General features: G+C 58.9%; 21 protein-coding genes. 11 read left to right on the top strand and 10 right to left on the bottom strand.

Features of this window, described 5'->3' with window-relative positions; genetic code table 11:
- Positions 1–12: 12 nt before the first annotated feature.
- Positions 13–798, top strand: a complete 786-nt coding sequence (locus tag JFT81_RS05785) for a sulfite exporter TauE/SafE family protein (protein WP_201226470.1) — start codon at positions 13–15, stop codon at positions 796–798.
- 7 nt (positions 799–805) lie between these two features.
- Entirely contained in the window at positions 806–1132 is a 327-nt protein-coding gene (locus JFT81_RS05780; protein WP_201204771.1) for a hypothetical protein, read from the top strand.
- A gap of 30 nt (positions 1133–1162) precedes the next feature.
- Here JFT81_RS05780 and JFT81_RS05775 read toward each other — a convergent pair whose 3' ends face one another.
- Positions 1163–1633 (bottom strand): GNAT family N-acetyltransferase, encoded by a 471-nt coding sequence (locus JFT81_RS05775; protein WP_201226469.1) that lies wholly within the window; start codon positions 1631–1633, stop codon positions 1163–1165.
- Between the two features lie 208 nt (positions 1634–1841).
- On the opposite strand from JFT81_RS05775, the gene JFT81_RS05770 reads away from it, so the two are divergent.
- Positions 1842–2405: a DUF4174 domain-containing protein gene (locus JFT81_RS05770; RefSeq protein ID WP_201226468.1), complete on the top strand. Its 564-nt coding sequence runs from the start codon at positions 1842–1844 to the stop codon at positions 2403–2405.
- 2178 nt (positions 2406–4583) lie between these two features.
- Here JFT81_RS05770 and ampC read toward each other — a convergent pair.
- Positions 4584–5750: a class C beta-lactamase gene (gene ampC / locus JFT81_RS05765; RefSeq protein WP_201226467.1), complete on the bottom strand. Its 1167-nt coding sequence runs from the start codon at positions 5748–5750 to the stop codon at positions 4584–4586.
- A gap of 160 nt (positions 5751–5910) precedes the next feature.
- Here ampC and JFT81_RS05760 point away from each other — a divergent pair, with 160 nt between their 5' ends.
- Entirely contained in the window at positions 5911–6783 is an 873-nt protein-coding gene (locus JFT81_RS05760; protein ID WP_201226466.1) for a LysR family transcriptional regulator, read from the top strand.
- Positions 6784–6906: 123 nt separating this feature from the next.
- Here the strand turns inward: JFT81_RS05760 and gudD are convergent, their stop codons facing one another.
- Both gudD and JFT81_RS05750 read right to left on the bottom strand, forming a co-directional pair.
- Positions 6907–8256 (bottom strand): glucarate dehydratase, encoded by a 1350-nt coding sequence (gene gudD / locus JFT81_RS05755; RefSeq protein ID WP_201226465.1) that lies wholly within the window; start codon positions 8254–8256, stop codon positions 6907–6909.
- A 37-nt stretch (positions 8257–8293) separates the two neighbouring features.
- Positions 8294–9640 (bottom strand): MFS transporter, encoded by a 1347-nt coding sequence (locus JFT81_RS05750; protein WP_201226464.1) that lies wholly within the window; start codon positions 9638–9640, stop codon positions 8294–8296.
- A 366-nt stretch (positions 9641–10006) separates the two neighbouring features.
- On the opposite strand from JFT81_RS05750, the gene JFT81_RS05745 reads away from it, so the two are divergent.
- Positions 10007–10720, top strand: coding sequence for an FCD domain-containing protein (locus JFT81_RS05745; protein WP_201226463.1), 714 nt, complete (start codon positions 10007–10009; stop codon positions 10718–10720).
- A 92-nt stretch (positions 10721–10812) separates the two neighbouring features.
- Positions 10813–11043 (top strand): hypothetical protein, encoded by a 231-nt coding sequence (locus tag JFT81_RS05740; RefSeq protein WP_201226462.1) that lies wholly within the window; start codon positions 10813–10815, stop codon positions 11041–11043.
- 159 nt (positions 11044–11202) lie between these two features.
- Here JFT81_RS05740 and JFT81_RS05735 read toward each other — a convergent pair whose 3' ends face one another.
- On the bottom strand, positions 11203–12099 hold the full coding sequence (locus JFT81_RS05735; RefSeq protein ID WP_201226461.1) for a DMT family transporter: 897 nt from the start codon (positions 12097–12099) through the stop codon (positions 11203–11205).
- A gap of 100 nt (positions 12100–12199) precedes the next feature.
- Between JFT81_RS05735 and JFT81_RS05730 the strand changes: the two genes are divergently transcribed.
- Positions 12200–13063: a LysR substrate-binding domain-containing protein gene (locus tag JFT81_RS05730; protein WP_201226460.1), complete on the top strand. Its 864-nt coding sequence runs from the start codon at positions 12200–12202 to the stop codon at positions 13061–13063.
- 90 nt (positions 13064–13153) lie between these two features.
- Here the strand turns inward: JFT81_RS05730 and yegQ are convergent, their stop codons facing one another.
- Positions 13154–14485, bottom strand: coding sequence for a tRNA 5-hydroxyuridine modification protein YegQ (gene yegQ, locus JFT81_RS05725; RefSeq protein ID WP_201226459.1), 1332 nt, complete (start codon positions 14483–14485; stop codon positions 13154–13156).
- Positions 14486–14641: 156 nt separating this feature from the next.
- On the opposite strand from yegQ, the gene JFT81_RS05720 reads away from it, so the two are divergent.
- Positions 14642–15703 (top strand): AI-2E family transporter, encoded by a 1062-nt coding sequence (locus tag JFT81_RS05720; RefSeq protein WP_201226458.1) that lies wholly within the window; start codon positions 14642–14644, stop codon positions 15701–15703.
- Here the strand turns inward: JFT81_RS05720 and JFT81_RS05715 are convergent.
- From JFT81_RS05715 to JFT81_RS05705, 3 genes are all read right to left on the bottom strand, one after another.
- On the bottom strand, positions 15700–15882 hold the full coding sequence (locus tag JFT81_RS05715; protein ID WP_201147108.1) for a hypothetical protein: 183 nt from the start codon (positions 15880–15882) through the stop codon (positions 15700–15702). The two genes, JFT81_RS05720 and JFT81_RS05715, sit on opposite strands and share 4 nt — an antisense overlap.
- Positions 15883–15984: 102 nt before the next feature.
- Complete coding sequence (locus JFT81_RS05710; RefSeq protein WP_201226457.1) at positions 15985–16179, bottom strand: hypothetical protein; 195 nt, start codon at positions 16177–16179, stop codon at positions 15985–15987.
- A gap of 230 nt (positions 16180–16409) precedes the next feature.
- Positions 16410–16766: a hypothetical protein gene (locus JFT81_RS05705; RefSeq protein WP_141128115.1), complete on the bottom strand. Its 357-nt coding sequence runs from the start codon at positions 16764–16766 to the stop codon at positions 16410–16412.
- Between the two features lie 256 nt (positions 16767–17022).
- Between JFT81_RS05705 and JFT81_RS05700 the strand changes: the two genes are divergently transcribed.
- Both JFT81_RS05700 and JFT81_RS05695 read left to right on the top strand, forming a co-directional pair.
- Positions 17023–17841: a shikimate 5-dehydrogenase gene (locus JFT81_RS05700; RefSeq protein WP_201226456.1), complete on the top strand. Its 819-nt coding sequence runs from the start codon at positions 17023–17025 to the stop codon at positions 17839–17841.
- Positions 17842–18045: 204 nt separating this feature from the next.
- A complete protein-coding gene (locus tag JFT81_RS05695) occupies positions 18046–18564 on the top strand; it encodes a cupin domain-containing protein (protein WP_201226455.1) in 519 nt (172 codons plus the stop codon).
- A gap of 112 nt (positions 18565–18676) precedes the next feature.
- Here the strand turns inward: JFT81_RS05695 and JFT81_RS05690 are convergent, their stop codons facing one another.
- The gene (locus tag JFT81_RS05690; RefSeq protein ID WP_201226454.1) at positions 18677–19321 is read right to left on the bottom strand and encodes a DUF480 domain-containing protein; all 645 of its coding nucleotides are present in this window, start codon (positions 19319–19321) and stop codon (positions 18677–18679) included.
- Positions 19322–19446: 125 nt separating this feature from the next.
- Here JFT81_RS05690 and JFT81_RS05685 point away from each other — a divergent pair, with 125 nt between their 5' ends.
- Positions 19447–19956: a DUF1993 domain-containing protein gene (locus JFT81_RS05685; RefSeq protein ID WP_201147105.1), complete on the top strand. Its 510-nt coding sequence runs from the start codon at positions 19447–19449 to the stop codon at positions 19954–19956.
- Position 19957: the final 1 nt, after the last annotated feature.

The raw sequence follows: 19957 nt of genomic DNA, 5'->3' as shown, positions 1-19957 counted from the left end.
CTGGACGTCTTAATGGAATTGGCAAATTTCGGCCTGGTGATTGCCGGGCTGGTGGTAGGTTTTATCGTCGGCATGACCGGTGTCGGCGGTGGTTCGTTGATGACGCCGATCCTGCTGTGGTTCGGTATCAACCCGGCGACAGCCGTAGGCACCGACCTGCTGTACGCCGCCATTACCAAATCCAGTGGCGTGCTGGTTCACCGCAAGAACAAGAACATCGACTGGGCGATCACCGGTTGGCTGACCCTCGGCAGCGTGCCGGCGGTCGTGATGACCCTGTGGTTCCTCAGCACCCTGCACACCGCGCCGGATGCGATGAATGCCATCATCAAACAGGCGCTGGGCTTCGTGCTGTTCGCCACGGCGCTGGCGATCTTCTTCAAAAAACGCTTGCTCGAATTCGCCCATAAACGCGCCGGCGGCAACTACAACCCGAGCGGTTCACGGCTGAATGTGATGACCGTGATCACCGGTCTGATCCTCGGCACCATGGTGGCTCTGACCTCGATCGGTGCCGGCGCCCTCGGTACTGTTGCACTGTTCATCCTCTATCCGCTGCTGCCGACCCGTCGTCTGGTCGGCACCGAAATCGCCCACGCCGTGCCGCTGACTCTGGTTGCGGGTCTGGGCCATGCGAGCATGGGCAACATGGATTGGGGTGTGCTGGGCTTCCTGCTGGTCGGTTCGCTGCCGGGTATCTGGCTCGGCAGCCATCTGACCGGACGCATTTCCGATGAAGTGCTGCGCCCGTGCCTGGCGACGATGCTGGTGCTGATCGGCTACAAACTGGCGTTCTGATCAAGCCATGAGTGAAACCACTTTGCATTGCGACGGCCGCATCGCCATTACCGTTGAACCACGCGAAATGCGCATGAGCCATTGGCTGTATGCGCCGCTTGTGGTTGATCAGCAGCGTCAGCAGGTGTTGCTGGACTTGAGTGAGAGTCTTTGGGATCTGATCGGTACTGCCGACGAGACGGCCAATAGCCTCGAACTGCTGCTGCGCAAATATCCGGGTGATCGGCCGTCGGTGATGCTGAGTGTTGATCTCGACAGCGGCGAACTCAAGCTGGGCGAGCAGCGAATCGAACCTTCGCAGCTGCTCTCAGCCCTCGATTCAACCCTGAACTGAGCCGGCGCCCCCTGTGGTGAGGGGACCGCCTTATGACGGCGACCGTGTGGTGTACTTCATCACCGTTACCGGCAAATCTTCGTACACGACATCCTCAATGACCTCCCAGCCCAGCCGCGCATACAACGACTGCGCCGCGTCGGTGTACAGATACAACTGCGGCACACCCAGCGCTGCAGCTTCTTCGACTATGCGCTTGACCAGTTGCGACGCGACCCCGCGGCCGCGCTGTTCAGTCTTCACATACACCCCGGCCAGCCACGGCGTCAGCTCGGGACGGGTTTTCATGTCGCTGTCGATCAGCAGGGCGCCTCCGAGCAACGTACCTTTTTCAATCGCCACCACCACGCTCGGAATCGCGCCCTTGCCACAGGCCGCGCGCATGCGTTCGGTACGCGCCTCAAGGGTGTCGCCCGGACGAAACTCACCCCATTCCTTGAAGTTGAGTTCGGCCAGTTCTTCAATCAATTCGGGGTGATCGCACAGGTATTCAATCTGCATGGGGGGGAACTCCATTCCGTCGAAAGAACAGCCACCCTAATGCGGTCATAAAAGGTAATCAAATCCGCGTTGTGATCGCGCTGGATATGTTGCGCAATGTCGCGCCTGACCTAAGCTTCTGACAAGGCGACAGATATTTGCCGGGTCAGCCCGGAACAATCGCCACGATGCGCAATCATTAGAGCGTGGATATCAAAAGGAGATGCGCATGCTCATCAGGTCACTGACCCTGACACTCTTGCTGGCGATTGCCGGCCCCTTGTTCGCCGCTGACAACGATTCGCCCATCGCCGGGGATATGGGCCGCGCCCGACCGCTGATCGTGATCGCACAAAGCACCGTCGACCCCGTGTGGGTCAGCCTGAAAAAGTCGCTGGAGGATCCAGCCAACAAGAAGGGTGTCGCCGACCGTAACATCAAGGTCTACACCATCCTCAACATGTCCGGCCAACTCGACGGCAAGGACATGGGCCAGCAAGACACCATGGCGCTGCTGCGCTCGCTGAAACTCGGCGCCGGGGCTTATCCGAAAGTATTCCTGGTGGGCAAGGACGGCGAGACCAAACTCTCGGCATCGGGTGATGAGGCGAAAGCGCTCGACCTGAAGAAAATCTTCGACACCATCGACGCCATGCCAATGGCCGAGAAGGAAGCCGCCGCCGCTGCCCAGGCACCGGTCGCTGCTGCGCCAGAACCGGCAAAAGGTACCAAAGGTGCCAAGCCAACCAAACCCGCCAAACCAAGCAAGCCGCCGGAAATGCCGGACGATTGAGCGCATGGCCTGAATCAAAAAAATGGGCGGCCTCAACAGGTCGCCCATTTTTTATTCTGAGTAGAGAATCCTGTGGTGAGGGGATTTATGTCATTCAGTGAGGGCGCTGAAGATTTCGATGTCATCGGCTGGCGGTTGCACGCGCAGCTTTAAACGCTGAAACGAAATGGGCGACCTCATGAGATCGCCCATTTTTTATTGTGAGTAGAGAACCTTGTGGTGAGGGGATTTATCCCCGTCGGGCTGCGAAGCGGCCCCGAATCCGAGCGACCGGGTTTGCCTGACCCACCGCATCGAATGGCTTTGGGGCCGCTTCGCAGCCCAGCGGGGATAAATCCCCTCGCCACAGGTTTTAGGTCATTCAATGAGGGCGTTGAAGATTTCGATGTCATCGGCTGGCGGTTGCACGCGCAGCTTTAAACGCTGAAACGAAATGGGCGACCTCAACAGGTCGCCCATTTTTATTGTGAGTAGAGAATCCTGTGGCGAGGGGATTTATCCCCGTTGGGCTGCGTAGCGGCCCCGAATCCGAGCGACCGGGTTTGCCTGGCCCACCGCATCGAATGGCTTTGGGGCCGCTTCGCAGCCCAGCGGGGATAAATCCCCTCGCCACAGGTTTTAGGTCATTCAGTGAGGGCGCTGAATATTTCGATGTCATCGGCTGGCGGTTGCACGCGCAGCTTTAAACGCTGGTCGCCCATTTTTTATTCTGAGTAGAGAACCTTGTGGTGAGGGGATTTATCCCCGTTGGGCTGCGAAGCGGCCCCGAATCCGAGCGCCCGGGTTTGCCTGACCCACCGCATCGAATGGCTTTGGGGCCGCTTCGCAGCCCAGCGGGGATAAATCCCCTCGCCACAGGTTTTAGGTCATTCAGTGAGGGCGCTGAAGGTTTCGATGTCATCGGCTGGCGGTTGCACGCGCAGCTTTAAACGCTGAAACGAAATGGGCGACCTCAACAGGTCGCCCATTTTTTATTGTGAGTAGAGAACCCTGTGGTGAGGGGATTTATCCCCGTTGGGCTGCGCAGCGGCCCCAAATCCGAGCGACCGGTTTTGCCTGACCAACCGCATCGAATGGCTTTGGGGCCGCTTCGCAGCCCAGCGGGGATAAATCCCCTCGCCACAGGTTTAGGTCATTCAGTGAGGGCGTTGAATATTTCGATGTCATCGGCTGGCGGTTGCACGCGCAGCTTTAAACGCTGAAACAAAATGGGCGACCTCAACAGGTCGCCCATTTTTTATTCTGAGTAGAGAACCCTGTTGTGAGGGGATTTATCCCCGTTGGGCTGCGCAGCGGCCCCAAATCCGAGCGCCCGGGTTTGCCTGACCCACCGCATCGCATCGAATGGCTTTGGGGCCGCTTCGCAGCCCAGCGGGGATAAATCCCCTCGCCACAGGTTTAGGTCATTCAGTGAGGGCGCTGAATATTTCGATGTCATCGGCTGGCGGTTGCACGCGCAGCTTTAAACGCTGAAACAAAATGGGCGACCTCAAGAGATCGCCCATTTTTTATTCTGAGTAGAGAACCCTGTGGTGAGGGGATTTATCCCCGTCGGGCTGCGCAGCGGCCCCAAATCCGAGCGACCGGGTTTGACTGACCCACCGCATCGAATGGCTTTGGGGCCGCTTCGCCGCCCAGCGGGGATAAATCCCCTCGCCACAGGTTTATGTCATTCAGTGAGGGCGCTGAATATTTCGATGTCATCGGCTGGCGGTTGCACGCGCAGCTTTAAACGCTGGTCGCCCATTTTTTATTGTGAGTAGAGAACCTTGTGGTGAGGGGATTTATCCCCGTTGGGTTGCGCAGCGGCCCCAAATCCGAGCGACGGGGTTTGCCTGTCCCACCGCATCGAATGGCTTTGGGGCCGCTTCGCAGCCCAGCGGGGATAAATCCCCTCGCCACAGGTTTTAGGTCATTCAGTCAGGGCGCTGAATATTTCGATGTCATCGGCTGGCGGTTGCACGTGCAGCTTTAAACGCTGAAACGAAATGGGCGACCTCATGAGATCGCCTATTTTTTATTGTGAGTAGAGAATCCCGTGGTGAGGGGATTTATCCCCGTTGGGCTGCGAAGCGGCCCCGAATCCGAGCGACCGGGTTTGCCTGACCCGCCGCATCGAATGGCTTTGGGGCCGCTTCGCCGCCCAGCGGGGATAAATCCCCTCGCCACAGGTTTATGTCATTCAGTGAGGGCGCTGAATATTTCGTGGGCAATTTTCACCCGTTGCGCATTCGGGTAATTCTTGTTCGCCAGAATCACGATGCCAACGTCCTTCGACGGCACAAACGCCACGTACGCGCCAAAGCCACCGGTTGCGCCAGTTTTGTTGTAGAACACATTGGCCGGTTCAGGCTGTGGCGGAGTCAGCCATTTGACCTTGTGCGCCTCAATCGCCATCGGTGTCGAGTTGCCGTTCTGCAGTTTTTCCAGGCTGATCGGGTAAGCATAGCTTTCCCAACCAAGGCCTTGGGTCATGTCGCCGACGGTGTAGTAACCGGTGTGGGTCGCGGCGATGGCTTGTTGCAGCGGCGCTTCAAGGCTGGCCGGTTTCAGGTTGGCCTGCACGTAACGCAGCAAGTCCACTGCGCTGGTCTTGATGCCATAGGCTTCGGAATCCAGTGCGCCCGGACTGACCCGAACGGGTTGGTCTTTCTTGTCATAGCCCTTGGCGTAGAGTTTCTCTTCGGCTGCGGGCACTTGAATGTAGGTGTGCTTGAGGCCAAGTTTCGGCAGCAGGGTTTGCGTCATCGCCTGATCAAACGGCTGGCCCAGACTTTTCGCCGTCAGGTAACCGAACAAACCCAGGCTCGGATTGGAATACAGGCGATGACTGCCCGCCGGATAATCAGGTTTCCACTGCTGGTAATAGCCGAGCATCTTGTCCGCTGAATCCGCGTCGGCGGGGAATTGCAGCGGCAAACCGCCCGCGCTGTAGGTGCCCAGTTGCAGCACGCTGATGTTGTCGAAAGCGCTGCCTTTCAATTCCGGCCAGAGTTTGCTGGCTTGGGTCGAGAGGTCCAGTTTGCCCGTGGCTTGAGCGTAACCGGCGAGGGTTGCGGTGAAGGTTTTGCTCACCGAACCGATTTCAAACAGGGTGTTTTCGCTGACCTTCTGCCCGGTGTCTTTGGCCGCGACGCCGTAATTAAAGTAATGCGGTTTACCGTTAATGGTCAGTGCAACGGCCAGGCCGGGAATATTCTGTTGTTGCATCACTGGCGTGACGGCCGCGTTGACCAGTGCTTGCAGTTGTTCGTCGGTTTGCGGTGCGGCCATGCAGGTGGCGGCGCCGAAGAGCAGGCCGAAAGCGCTGCAGGAAATGACTTTGCTCGGGTTGATGAATGACATGAGTGAACCACTCTCCATGAGTGTTGAGGGTGTTATCCCGCTAGACTGCGGGCAAATGCAACGTTGGGCGGCTGATCAGCGCCGACAATTTAGGCAGTCTGGCACTCATCGACAAACGATGAAATCTCGGATTAGCCATTAGAAAAATTTGGGACTGGGCATGATTCGACCTCAATTGCCGCTCAATGCGCTGCGCGCCTTCGAGGCCTCGGCGCGTCATCTGAGTTTCACCCGTGCGGCCGTGGAGCTGTGCGTGACTCAGGCTGCCGTCAGCCATCAAGTCAAAAGCCTTGAAGCGCAGCTCAACGTAACGCTGTTCAAACGCTTGCCCCGTGGGCTTATGCTGACCAGTGAAGGCGAAACCCTGTTGCCGGTGCTGAGCACCTCGTTCGATCACATCGCACAGATTCTGGAACGACTTGCCGGCGGGCACCCTCGCGAAATGTTGACCGTCGGCGCAGTCGGTACATTCGCTGTCGGTTGGCTGTTGCCGAGGCTGGCCGATTTCAAGGCGAAACATCCGCTCATAGATTTACGGCTGTCGACCCACAACAATCGCGTGGATGTTGCGGCGGAAGGGCTGGATTACGCGATCCGTTTTGGCGCTGGGGCGTGGCATGGCATCGAAGCGACGCGACTGCTCGATGCGCCGCTGTCGGTGTTGTGTGTGCCGGAAATCGCTCGGCAATTGCACACGCCGGGGGATCTGTTACAGCAGACGTTGCTGCGTTCCTATCGCACGGATGAGTGGCCTGAATGGTTTCAGGCAGCGGGTCTGGCGACCCAGGCGGCGCCGCCGCAAAGCATTGTCTTCGACTCGTCGCTGGCAATGATGGAGGCAGCGTTGCAGGGCGGCGGGGTGGCGTTGGCGCCGCCGTTGATGTTCGCCCGGCAACTGGCGGCGGATGCGATTTGCCAGCCGTTTGCTGTCGAGATCACCACTGGCAGTTATTGGCTGACACGGTTGCAGTCGCGCCCGGAAACAGCGGCGATGCTTGCGTTCAAAAACTGGCTGCTGCAAATCTCTGGTTAATGCAAAACCCCTGTGGGAGCGAGCCTGCTCGCGAAAACGGTGTGTCAGTCGACAAAAATGTTGGCCGTCATACCGCATTCGCGAGCAGGCTCGCTCCCACAGGGGAAAGTGGTGGATTGGAGATCAGGTTCCGCGCACCAGACACGGCCGCTTGTTATCGAACTTCCACCCCGGAATCAGAAACTGCATGGCCACGCTGTCATCCCGCGCACCCAGGCCCATGCCTTTATAGAGTTCGTGCGCCTTGGCCACTTGATCCATGTCCAGCTCAACACCCAGCCCCGGTTTCTTCGGGACCTGCACGCAGCCGCCGATGATTTGCAGCGGTGCCTTGGTCAGGCGCTGGCCGTCCTGCCAGATCCAGTGGGTGTCGATGGCGGTGATGTCGCCCGGCGCTGCGGCAGCCACGTGAGTGAACATCGCCAAGGAAATATCGAAGTGATTATTGGAATGCGAACCCCAGGTCAGGCCCCACTCATGGCACATCTGCGCGACTCGAACCGAACCCTGCATCGTCCAGAAGTGCGGGTCGGCCAGTGGAATATCGACTGACTGCAACTGGATCGCGTGGCCCATTTCACGCCAGTCTGTGGCGATCATGTTGGTGGCGGTTTTCAGCCCGGTGGCGCGGCGGAACTCGGCCATCACTTCACGGCCGGAATAACCGTTTTCCGCACCGCACGGGTCTTCTGCGTAAGCCAGCACATGGTGCTGATCACGGCACAGACGAATCGCTTCCTTCAGTGACCATGCGCCATTCGGATCGAGGGTAATCCGCGCCTCCGGGAAGCGTTCGGCCAGCGCCGTCACCGCTTCGATTTCGGCATCGCCACTGAGCACACCGCCCTTGAGTTTGAAATCCTTGAAACCGTATTTCGCCTGCGCCGCTTCAGCCAGACGCACCACGGCTTCGGCAGTCATGGCTTTCTCATGGCGCAGGCGAAACCATTCATTGTCGGCGTCCGGCTCGCTGCGGTAGGCGAGGTCGGTTTCGCGCTGATCACCGACGTAAAACAGATAGCCGAGCATCTTCACTTCATCACGTTGCTGACCTTCACCGAGCAGCGCCGCGACCGGTACGTCGAGGTGCTGACCGAGCAGGTCGAGCAGGGCGGCTTCGAGACCAGTGACCGCGTGGATGGTGATGCGCAGGTCGAAGGTTTGCAGGCCACGGCCGCCGGCATCGCGCTCGGCAAAAGTCTGGCGCACTTGATTGAGGATTTTTTGATAGGTGCCGATCGGGCTGCCGATCACCAGGCTGCGTGCATCTTCCAGTGTCTGGCGAATGCGTTCGCCGCCGGGTATTTCGCCGACACCGGTGTGGCCCGCGTTGTCTTTGAGAATGACAATGTTGCGGGTAAAAAATGGCCCGTGAGCGCCGCTCAGATTGAGCAGCATGCCGTCGTGGCCGGCCACCGGGATGACTTGCATGTCGGTGATGATCGGGGCTTTGGCGCTGTCGTGTGCATTCATTGTTGTTGTCCTTGTGAGTCGTCTGCGAAAACGCCAGTCAGGCGTGTTTCGGCGCGGCGTCGGCCACGGCGATTTCAGCGGCGGGTTTGGGTGCGGTGCGTGCGAAGAAAACAATGATCGCGGCGATGATCGAGGTCGCGGCCAAGCCATAGAGGCCGCCCTGAATCGAGCCGGTGTGCTCTTCGAGCAGGCCGAACGTGGTCGGCGCGACGAAACCGCCGAGGTTGCCCACCGAGTTGATCAGCGCGATCACTGCGGCGGCGATTCGTGCATCCAGATACGCTTGGGGAATCGGCCAGAACAGCGACGAGGCGGATTTGAACCCCAGCGCCGCAAAGCAGATCGCGACGAAGGCGAAGATCGGCCCGCCGGTGGTGGACATGAACATCCCCGCTGCAGCTATCAACAACGCAGTGGCGACCCAGGCCTGTTGATGTTTCCATTTGGCGGAAAACGAGGCAAAGGCGTACATGCCGATGATCGACAACAGCCACGGAATCGAGTTGAAGAGCCCGACCTGAACGTCGCTCATTTCGCCCATCTTCTTGATGATGCTCGGCAGCCAGAACGTCGCGGCGTAGATCGTCAACTGGATGAAGAAGTAGATCAGGCAGAACAGAATGATCTGCCGATCCTTGAGCAGTTTGCCCATCGATGGACGGATGGGTGTGGCGGCTTCGCGGGCCTTCTGTTCATCGTCGATGGCTGTGACCAAGGCGTCCTGTTCGGCACGGGTCAGCCATTTCGCATCGTGGGGTTTGGCGTCGAGCCAGAACCAGACGAACACGCACAGGCACACTGAAAACATCCCCTCGATGAAGTACATCCATTGCCAGCCGTGCAGGCCCAGTCCGTTGATTTGCAGGAGCAGGCCGGACAACGGCCCGGAAATCAGCGAGGCCACGGCCGAACCGCTGAGGAAGATCGCGATCGCTTTGCCGCGTTCAACACCGGGCAGCCAACGGGTGAAGTAGTAGATCACGCCGGGAAAAAATCCGGCTTCGGCTACGCCGAGCAGAAAGCGCAAAACATAGAAGTGGGTTTCGTTCTGGATGAACGCCATGCCGGCGGCGACCAGACCCCAGGTGAGCATGATGCGGGTCAGCCAGATGCGTGCGCCGACTTTTTGCAAAAGCATGTTGGAGGGGACTTCGAACAACGCGTAACCGATAAAGAACAGGCCAGCGCCGAAGCCGTAAGCGGCGGCACCGATGCCCAGGTCGTGTTCCATGTGGGTGCGGACAAAACCGATGTTCACCCGGTCAATGTAATTGACGATGAACATGATCACGAAGAGCGGCAGGACGTGGCGTTTCACTTTCGAGATGGCGGACGCCAGCGTTGCATCAACGCCCTCGTTCATCCCGGAGACGGAGGTTTTCACTTGGTTTTCTCCCACTGATTATTTTTATGCGGGGCAGGGCTGGGTGTTGCGTGTTGATAGACATCATACAACTTGGATTTTTTGTCCTACAAGTGGCATTGATCGAATAAATTGCTCTGGCGCTTGATTCTCTTATGCCTTTTTGTTGTTTTTCCTAGGTTTCATTGGGTTTTGTCGGTGGTGACTTACTGGCGTTTTTTGAGGGTGCGCCTTTTGAATATTGGCAAAGTGCTGTCCTCAGAGGCGTTAAATTATTTGAATTTGAGTGTTGTCATACAAGTTGACTGGCTTTTCCACGCTAGAATCAATCCCGTCATTCCCCCGCGCGGTGCTACGATCCGCGAGCCCCGATCATCGGAACCGACCATGCAAGAAGACCTCGACGCCCCCGGCCGCAAACGTGCGCACAACCTCGCCCATGACCTGGTGGAAAAGCTTACCCAGAGCATCCTGCTCGGTCAGATGTCGCCCGGTGACAAGCTGCCGTCGGAAAACTCGATCGTTCAGGAACACGGCGTCAGCCGCACCGTTGTGCGCGAAGCGATTTCCAAATTGCAGGCTTCGGGACTGGTCGAGACGCGCCACGGTATCGGCACGTTCGTGATCGAGCGCGCGCCGGAGCAGGGGTTGCGGCTGAATGTCGACACGGCGCTGGGCGTGCGCAGCATTCTCGAGTTGCGCATGGGCCTGGAGACTCAGGCGGCAGCATTGGCAGCGCAACGGCGAACCGAGCAGCAACTGCTGCTGATGCGCCAGGCGCTGGATGACTATCAACGTCTGCTGGCCAATAACGACAGTTGCGTCGAGGCGGATCGACGCTTTCATCTGTTGATCGCCGAGGCCACCGGCAATATCTGTTTCAGCGAAATCATGCTGCACCTGGGCAGCGCGATGATTCCGCGTACGCGGGTCAATGCTGCCGAGCGTGGTGCGGCGGACCTGAGCAAGCTCGGGCAACTGGCCAATCTGGAACACGAGGCGATTCTGAACGCGATCAAGCGCCAGGACGCGGACGCGGCCCGTGCGGCCATGTGGCTGCACCTGACCAACAGCCGCGATCGCTTTTCCGCGCAGAGCTGATCGCCGTTGGTCTGTTCGATAGCACGCCGCACACAGGGCAGCTTCCAAGGTTTATGGCCCGGGTATTCCGGACCTCCTTGGTGAGGTGCGTCATGGCTAACGATTTGCTGTTTCAGGGTGGTGTTCTGCCGACCGATCCGACCCGGCCAATGCCCGGCACCGACGAGCCGACACTGGCGGATCACGATGCGCCGCCGGGTATGGCACCGGGGCGCGATCCGTTGAGCGATGCCGACCGGCCGGAAGACTGGAAGGATCCGCCAGCGGCCGATGACGTACCGCCAGCGGATGAGCCGACGCCATTGTCGGATGATCGGCGCTGATCGAAGTCTGGTCTGATTGATCTGCTGTCGTTCAGGGCCTCATCGCGAGCAGGCTCACACCTGCAATGTGCTGGGGTGTACACCAAATATGGGTACACCCAGACATTGCAGGCGTGAGCCTGCTGGCGATAGCTGCTTCAGGTTCAACACCCTCTCAGATCACACCCCAACTGCCCGAACCCCGCCAACCCGCCGCTCCAGATTCAACGCCAGCACACTGATCAACACCACCACCGACCCCGCCAACACCATCAACGTCGGTCGCTCGCCTAGCCCGACCGAAGCAATCGCCATCGCCGTCGGCGGTATCAGGTACAGCGTCATCGTCGCCCGACTCAAATCCACGTGCTTGAGCACAAATCCCCACGCCAGATACGCCAGCGCACTGGGGAATACCCCCAGCGCCAACACCGCCCATTGCACGCGCAGCGGCGCTTTCATCACCGTTTCGCTCAGCCCCGGCAGGTAAATCATCAGCATCAACGTCCCTGACCACACCGCGTAGCACGCCAGGCTGAAGCCGTCGTAACGCCGGGCATGATGTTTTTGCAAAGCGAAATAAACGCTCCACGACACCGCCGCCAGTAGGATCAGCAAGCCATGCGCGTCGATAGCGCCGAGGCCTGTGTCACCACTGACCACAATCACTACGCCGATGAAACCGAGCAACACGCAACCCCAGCGCCAGACACTGACCTGATCCTTGAACACGAAGCGCGCCAGCAGCGTGCTGAACAATGGACTCGATTGCGCCAGCACACTCGAAGCGCCGGCACTGACGCCTTGCTGGCCGATGTTCAACGCAACGTGATGCAGGCTGACAGCGAAGAATCCCAACGCAAACAGCAGTGGTACATCGCGCCACTGTGGCAAGCGAACACCTTTGAATGCCGCGATCACCGCCATCAGCAATGACGCCAGCAGAAACCGCAACAACGCCAGATGCCCGGGATCGTAGGCTTGCAGGCCGAGATGAATACCGGTCGGCGAATACGCCCAGCAGCCGACGACAAATGCCATGGCCAAAAGGATTTTCAGAGGAGTAGGGGGCGACATGATCGGGCACCGGAAGGTTTGGTGGGTCGAGTATCCGGTCGGCCAATCATTCGCCACAACTGACTTATACTGCGTTGAATGTTCACTCAGAGTGATGGATATGGAGCTGGCGCAAATCCGTATGTTCAAGACCGTGGCCGAACTTGGCAGCATTGCCCGTGCGGCAGAAAAGCTGTTCTGCGTGCCGTCGAACATCACCGCGCGCATCAAGGCGTTGGAGGCTGAGCTTGGCGTTGCGCTGTTTCTGCGCGAGGGGCGCGGGTTGCGCATCAGTCCTGCGGGGCAGACGTTTCTGGCCTATGCGGAAAAAATTCTCGCGCTGACCGCTGAAGCCAAACGCGCCGTCGATCCATCGGCGGAGCCGTCCGGCCCGCTGCGCATAGGCGCCATCGAATCCTCGGCGACCGGGCGATTACCGCGATTGTTGGCGAAGTTTCACAAGCGCTTTCCGCAGGTGGCGCTGGAACTCACCACCGGCACCTGGGGCCAGTTACTCGACGACACGCTCAGTCATCGACTCGACGGTGCGATTGTGGCAGTGGACGTCGAGCGCTCTCAGCTCAAACGCACGCCGATGTATCGCGAAGAGCTGCTGCTGATCGCCTCAACGTCGTTCGGGCCGGTGCGCGGCATCGATGATCTGCAAGGCAAAACCGTATTCATGTGGCCGCAGGGTTGTCCCTATCGGGCGGCGCTGGAGCAGTGGTTATTGCGTCAGGGCGAGGCACTGCCAATTGTCAGTCTTGCCAGTTACGGGGCGATTGTCGGTTGCGTCAGCGCCGGTGCCGGCGTGGCGTTGGTGCCCAAGGGTGTGTTTGATCAATATGCCAAAGGCGCCGGCTGCGTGGGCTATGAGTTCCCCGAGCTGACGGCCATCGACAACCTGTTTTACTGGCACGAAAATGCCGGGGTACACCCGGCACGCGAGGCGTTCGTGACGATGCTGCGCGAAGAGTTCACCTGACCCCGACACACCCCACGTAGGAGCTGCCGCAGGTGCTGCGGTCGACGGCAGGCGCCGACGCCGGAGCAGGTGTCGGGTGGGGCAGGGTCGTTATTGAGTGCCCACATCCCGCATCAACAAACCAAAGCGCAAATCCACCGCATCCGGGATCGGCAGATACACCGTATGCCCGTCCCCCGGCGCGACGTCGATGGCTTCGCCTTTGATGCTCTGCAATTCATGCAGATCAAAGTGAAAATTACCCTTGGGCGTCATCAATTCCAGATGATCGCCCAATGCAAACCGGTTCTTGACCTTGACCTCCGCCAGGCGATCGCGCCGTTCGCCGGTAAATTCGCCGACAAACTGTTGGCGCTCCGATACCGAACTGCCGTGCTGATAGTTCTGGTATTCATCATGCACATGTCGACGCAGAAAGCCCTCGGTGTAGCCGCGCTGGGCCAGTGATTCGAGATCGGTCATCAGGCTGCGATCAAACTCGCGTCCGGCCACCGCATCATCAATGGCCCGGCGATACACCTGCGTCGTGCGTGCGCAATAGAAGTGCGATTTGGTCCGGCCTTCGATCTTCAGCGAATGTACGCCCATGCGGGTCAGACGCTCGACATGCTGCACCGCGCGCAGGTCCTTGGCGTTCATGATGTAGGTGCCGTGCTCGTCTTCGAACGCGGGCATCAATTCGTCGGGGCGGTTGGCTTCCTGCAACAGGAACACCTGATCGGTTGGCGCGCCGAGGCCCAGCGTCGGCTCGGGCTGACAGGTCTGAACGATCTCGCCCAGTTGGTTTTCCGTGGCGGGCTGCGCCGCGTATTTCCAGCGACAGGCATTGGTGCAGGTGCCCTGGTTGGCGTCTCGCCTGTTCATGTAACCGGACAGCAGGCAGCGCCCGGAATAGGCCATGCACAACGCGCCATGGACGAAGACCTCCAGCTCCATGCCCGGCACTTGCTCGCGAATCTCGCCGATCTCTTCCAGCGACAACTCACGTGAGAGGATGATCCGGCTCAACCCCTGTTGCTGCCAGAACTCGACACTCGCCCAGTTCACCGTATTGGCCTGCACCGACAGATGGATCGGCATCTGCGCAAAATGTCGGCGTACCAGCATGATCAGGCCCGGATCGGACATGATCAGCGCGTCCGGTGCCATCTCGATCACCGGCGCCAGATCCTTGAGGAACGTCTTCAGCTTGGCGTTGTGCGGCGCGATGTTGACCACCACGTAGAAGCGCTTGCCCTGAGCCTGTGCTTCGCGAATGCCCAGCGCCAGATTGGCGTGATCGAACTCGTTGTTACGCACGCGCAAGCTGTAACGCGGCTGACCGGCATAGACGGCATCGGCACCGTAGGCGAAGGCGTAACGCATGTTTTTCAGGGTACCGGCGGGAGCCAGCAGTTCCGGGGCGGCGAGGCTAGAGTTCATGGCGGTGTCGGTCGCAAAAGCGCGGCAGGGTAAGCGAGCTGCGGCGAGGCTTTATTGATCTGGATCTATGCTCCATGAACAAAGATGGCACTCGCGCGGATGGCGGCTGACTAAGTTGGGCGGGCGTGCGTGGCGCCTGACTGACATGGATCGGACATGAACGAAAAAAGCCTTCAATTCAAATCCCTCACCGTGCTGCTGTTGCTGGTGACGGTAGCCTTTATCTGGATTCTGTTGCCGTTCTACGGCGCAGTGTTCTGGGCGGTAATCCTCGGCATCGTGTTTGCGCCGATGCAGCGCAGGTTGCAGGCGAAGTTCGGCTGGCAGCGCAACCTGACGTCGCTGTGTACGTTGAGCATTTGTCTGGTGATTGCAATTTTGCCGGTGATCATTCTCAGCGTGCTGTTGGTGCAGGAAGGGGCGACGGTCTACAAGAACATCGAAAGCGGCGAACTCGATATTGCGGCGTATCTGGCGCAGTTTAAACACAGCCTGCCGCCGTACTTTCAGCATTTGCTCGATCGTTTTGGTGTCGGTGAACTTAATGCGTTGCGTGAGAAAATCGTCAAGGCGGCGATGCAGGGCAGCCAGGTGTTGGCCAGTCAGGCCTTCAGTTTTGGACAGGGCACATTCGAATTCGTGGTGAGTTTTTTCATCATGTTGTACCTGCTGTTTTTCTTTCTGCGCGACGGTCCCGAACTGGCGCGCAAAATGCGCACGGCGGTGCCGCTGGAAGAAAACCACAAGCGTCGTCTGCAATTGAAGTTCAACCGGGTGGTGCGTGCGACAGTCAAAGGCAATCTGGTCGTTGCGGTCACGCAGGGTGCTTTGGGAGGGGCGATCTTCTGGTTTCTCGACATTCCCAGCGCGCTGCTCTGGGCGGTGCTGATGGCATTTCTGTCGCTGTTGCCGGCAGTGGGCGCGGGGATTGTCTGGGCGCCGGTCGCCATTTACTTCCTGCTCAGCGGGATGATCTGGCAAGGCGTGGTGTTGGGGTTGTTCGGGATCTTCGTGATCGGGCTGGTGGACAACGTGCTGCGCCCGATACTGGTGGGCAAGGACACGCGCATGCCCGATTACATGATTCTGATCTCGACCCTGGGTGGCCTGGCGGTGTTCGGCTTGAACGGTTTTGTGATCGGGCCGTTGATCGCCGCATTGTTCATGTCAAGCTGGGCGCTGTTCGTCGAAACCAAACCCAGGGTGCAACTGCCTTAAGCGTTGAATGCACCGTCGACGATCTTCTGAGACAGCGCCTGTGCCGCTGGCAGCGAAGTCAGCGGGCCGCTGATTGGCTCGCCGTCGCGCATCAGATACCAACAGGCCAGCAATCCCGAAGCTCTGAGCGAGGCGGGAACGGCGCTGCCGATAACGGACATGATTTGAACCTGAGCCATGACAAGTACCTCCATCAATCGATGGAGCTACCTTAAGGACTCGCCGGCTCTACGGAAAATCAACGTTTTCGATAGTGGTCATTGACGCCGTTGAGGGCTGGCTCAATCGACCACCTGGTCGAGCATGTGCATCACTTCGTGCTCATTGAGCAGACCTTTGTGCACCAGATTCTCCGCCAGCAGGGAGAGAAGCTTGGCGCAGCGATGGCCTTCGAGGTGCTTTAGCTCGGTCAGCGCGCTGTATACCTTGCTTGAGGTGCACAAACCGACGATGCGGTGCGGGTTTTGTGTAGGCATTGAGTCGTCCTTGTTGTTATCAACCTGTTGTTTACGGACGGATTCAGATTGCGGTTCCGTCATGACAAATAGATGACCGTTTAATGTTTTGCCGCCAACGGTCAAGGCCATCATGCCGACTTTAGCTGCACAAACTGTCCCGACAACGACCTTGGCGAGATTTTTTCAGACCTTGGCCGACCAACGGTCATAAAAAAGCCCCGCTATAAAAGCGGGGCTTGTTGTTCAGATTACCAGCGTGGGCCGCCGTAATAGTGTGGTCGACCATAGTAGCCACGCGGTGGGCCGTAATACACCGGGGCCGGTTGGACGTATACCGGTTGTTGCACATACACCGGCGCTGGCTGGTAGTAGACCGGTGGCGGCGGTTGTTGCACATAAACCGGTGGTGGTGCGGCATACACGGGCGCCTGTTGCACATAGACAGGGCGATCCTGGTTGATAAGCGCCGAACCGATAATGGCCGAGCCGACGATCGCGCCAAACACCGCAGGGCCTTGCCAATAGTTGCCGCCATGGGCTTCTGCTTGCCCTGCGACAGCGAATGCACCAATCAGCAGGGCCACGATAGGGAGTTTACGAATCATGATAAGTCCTCGGTTCTTCGACCCGGCGGCAGGGCCTGCACCAGGCCCACAGTTGTCGCGGGGATACTTCTATGACAGCGAAATTCTGAAATTCAGCACAGCCGCTGGGTAAATTTTGTGTAAGGTCTGTACCGGCTTCTTTACCGGGCCAATCGATGGCCGCCAAACCCTTGGTAGACAGGCCTCTATGATCGTTCAGAACCCGATGGCATGGCCAATCCCGTCCATCCGAAAGTGCGTTTGAAGGAGAAGTTTCATGCAGATGAACCCGAACAAAGACACTCAGCTGTGCATGTCCCTGTCAGGACGCCCAGGCAATTTCGGTCTGCGTTTTCATAACCATTTGTATGAGCAGTTGGGCCTGAATTTCTATTACAAGGCGTTCAGCAGCCAGGACCTGAGCGGTGCGGTCGGTGGTATTCGCGCCTTGGGCATTCGCGGTTGCGGCGTGTCCATGCCGTTCAAGGAAGCCTGCATTGCCTTGGTCGATGAGCTCGACGCGTCGGCAGCGGCGATCCAGTCGATCAACACCATCGTCAACACCCATGGTCATCTCAAGGCTTACAACACCGATTACATCGCCATCGCACAGTTGCTGGAAACCCATGCGGTGCCAAAGCAATCGACGTTCGCCCTGCGCGGCAGTGGCGGCATGGCCAAAGCGGTGGCCAGTGCCTTGCGTGACGGCGGCTATAGAAACGGCGTGATCATTGCGCGCAACGAGCGCGCGGGCCGGGCGTTGGCGGACTCTCTGGGCTATCGCTGGCAGGCAGAGCTGGGCGATGAGCGGCCACAAATGTTGATCAACGTCACACCGGTTGGCATGGACGGCGGGCCGGAGGCGGGGCAGCTGGCGTTTGAGCCTGAAGTGATCAAAGCCGCCGAGACGGTGTTTGATGTGGTGGCAATTCCGTCGGAGACGCCGTTGATCGTGCGCGGGCGTGCCGAGGGGAAAAAGGTCATTACCGGGCTTGAGGTCATCGCGATCCAGGCGCTGGAGCAGTTTGTGCTGTACACCGGCGTACGGCCGAGCGAGGCGCAGTTTGCAGCGGCGGTGGCGTTTGCCCGTAGCTGATGATGTGTTGAGTTGACTGGCCTCATCGCTGGCAAGCCAGCTCCCACAGGTACCGAGTGGGGGCAGGAGTCTTTGGGGCCGCCCGAAACTCTGTGGGAGCTGGCTTGCCAGCGATGAAATCACCTCGGTTGCACCTGCTGCCTATACTGCCCCACCAGCAAGCACAGACTTGCCCCTCCACAAAAAACGTGTCCGAGGTTCAGCATGCATCCGCCCATCCTCAATCTGCATCAGGTCGAACTCCAGCCACTGCCCGAAGCCCTGTCTCCCGAAGGCGAAACCGCCGCGCGTTATCAGCAACGTTCGGCTCGGATCGGCCAGCAGCTCGGTGCGCAAAAACTGGGTTACCGTTTATATGCGCTGCCGCCCGGCATGCGTGGCAGCCCGTTTCACAGTCATCGAGTCAATGAAGAAATGTTCTACGTGGTGGCTGGCGAGGGTGAAGTGCGTCTGGGTGCGGAGCGTTTTCCGATCCGCGCCGGTGATGTGATTGCCTGCCCGGCGGGCGGCCCGGAAATGGCGCATCAGATCATCAATACCAGCGCGGGCGAGCTGCGTTATCTGGCGGTCAGCACTCAGCAGCAACCGGACATTTGCGAATACCCGGATTCGAACAAGTACGCGGTGATGGATAACTTCAAAGTTGATGCTGAGGGCCATGCATCAGGTTTTGTCGCCGTCGCGCGGCAGGCGGATGGTGTCGATTACTGGGATGGCGAATAACGTGCGGGTCCCGGGGAGCTAGCCTGCTGGCGATGACATTGGCACATTCAGAGGATGTGTCGCTGACAGACCGCTATCGCTAGCAGGCTAGCTCCCACAGTGGGGGGTTGGATTATTCGAGGCGCGCCAAGCGCTCTTCCAGCGCTGCAATCCGCGCCTCAAGCTCTTCGATCCGCTCGACTGAAACGCCGCCGCTCGTGCGTTCGCCCGGATTTTGCCGCGCGGCCATGATCGCCTCGATGTCCGCGGGATCGCCCAGCGCGTGGGTGTAACGGTCTTCACGTTGCCCGGCCTGACGCGGAATCAGCACCGCCAACCCCCGCGCAATCAAACGCTCAAGCTGATGCACCACCTGCTCGGCATCTTCAAAGTCGTGCATGCGCCCACTGCGGGTCAGCAGTTCATTGATGGTTTGCGGGCCGCGCAAAAACAGCAATCCCGTCAGAATCACCTGCGCCGGTACCAGTTCCAGCGCTTTGTCGACCTTGTGCTCCCAACGATCGGCGCGACTGCCCATGACCAGCTTGGCGAAACCGCGGCCTTCCAGCGCTCGCAAGCTCTGGCCGACCTGACCCTGAGTCAGGTTCATCACCGGCTCGCGGCTGGTTTTCTGGTTACAGGCCGTCACCAGCGCATTGAGCGTCAGCGGATAGGTTTCCGGGCTGGTCGCCTGCTTCTCGATCAGCGAACCGAGAATGCGGATTTCCGTGGCGTTGAGCCGTGGCTCATCGAAGGTGGATTCTTGTTCGGTGGTCATCGCGCGTTCCCTTTGCAGTCGAAGGCGCTTAGCCTAATCCTTGCCAAACAAAAGGCAAGCCGTGTGGTCATCAAGCATGGCTATAATCGCCCCCACGTTCCACCCAGCCACTACACGAGACTGCCATGACCATTTCCCTGTACGCCGCATCCGTCCCGGTTTTTCAACAAATGCTCAACGCGCTGAGCGATGTCCTGAAAAAGGCTGAAGCCCACGCCACCGAGAAAAACATCGACCCGAACGCCTTCCTGCAAGCCCGCCTGTACCCGGACATGTTCCCGCTGGTGCGTCAGGTGCAGATCGCTGTCGACTTCGCCAAAGGCGTTTCCGCGCGTCTGGCTGAAATCGAATTGCCGAAATACGACGACACAGAAACCACCTTCGCTGACCTGCAAGCGTTGATCGCCAAGGTCTTGGCCTTCATCGGCGAGATCAAGCCAGAGCAAATCAATGGCAAGGAAGGCATCGAAATCGTTACTCGTCCGGGCACCCCGAAAGAGAAGCGCTTCAGCGGTCAGGCTTACCTGTTGACCTACGGTCTGCCGCAGTTCTTCTTCCACGTCACCACCACTTACGCGCTGCTGCGTCATAACGGTGTTGAAGTGGGCAAACGCGATTACATGGGCGCGTTCTAAA

Origin of the sequence: Pseudomonas sp. TH43, assembly GCF_016650635.1 — a bacterium.
In the GTDB taxonomy this organism is placed as follows: domain Bacteria; phylum Pseudomonadota; class Gammaproteobacteria; order Pseudomonadales; family Pseudomonadaceae; genus Aquipseudomonas.
This window is presented reverse-complemented; position numbering and strand designations above follow the sequence as displayed.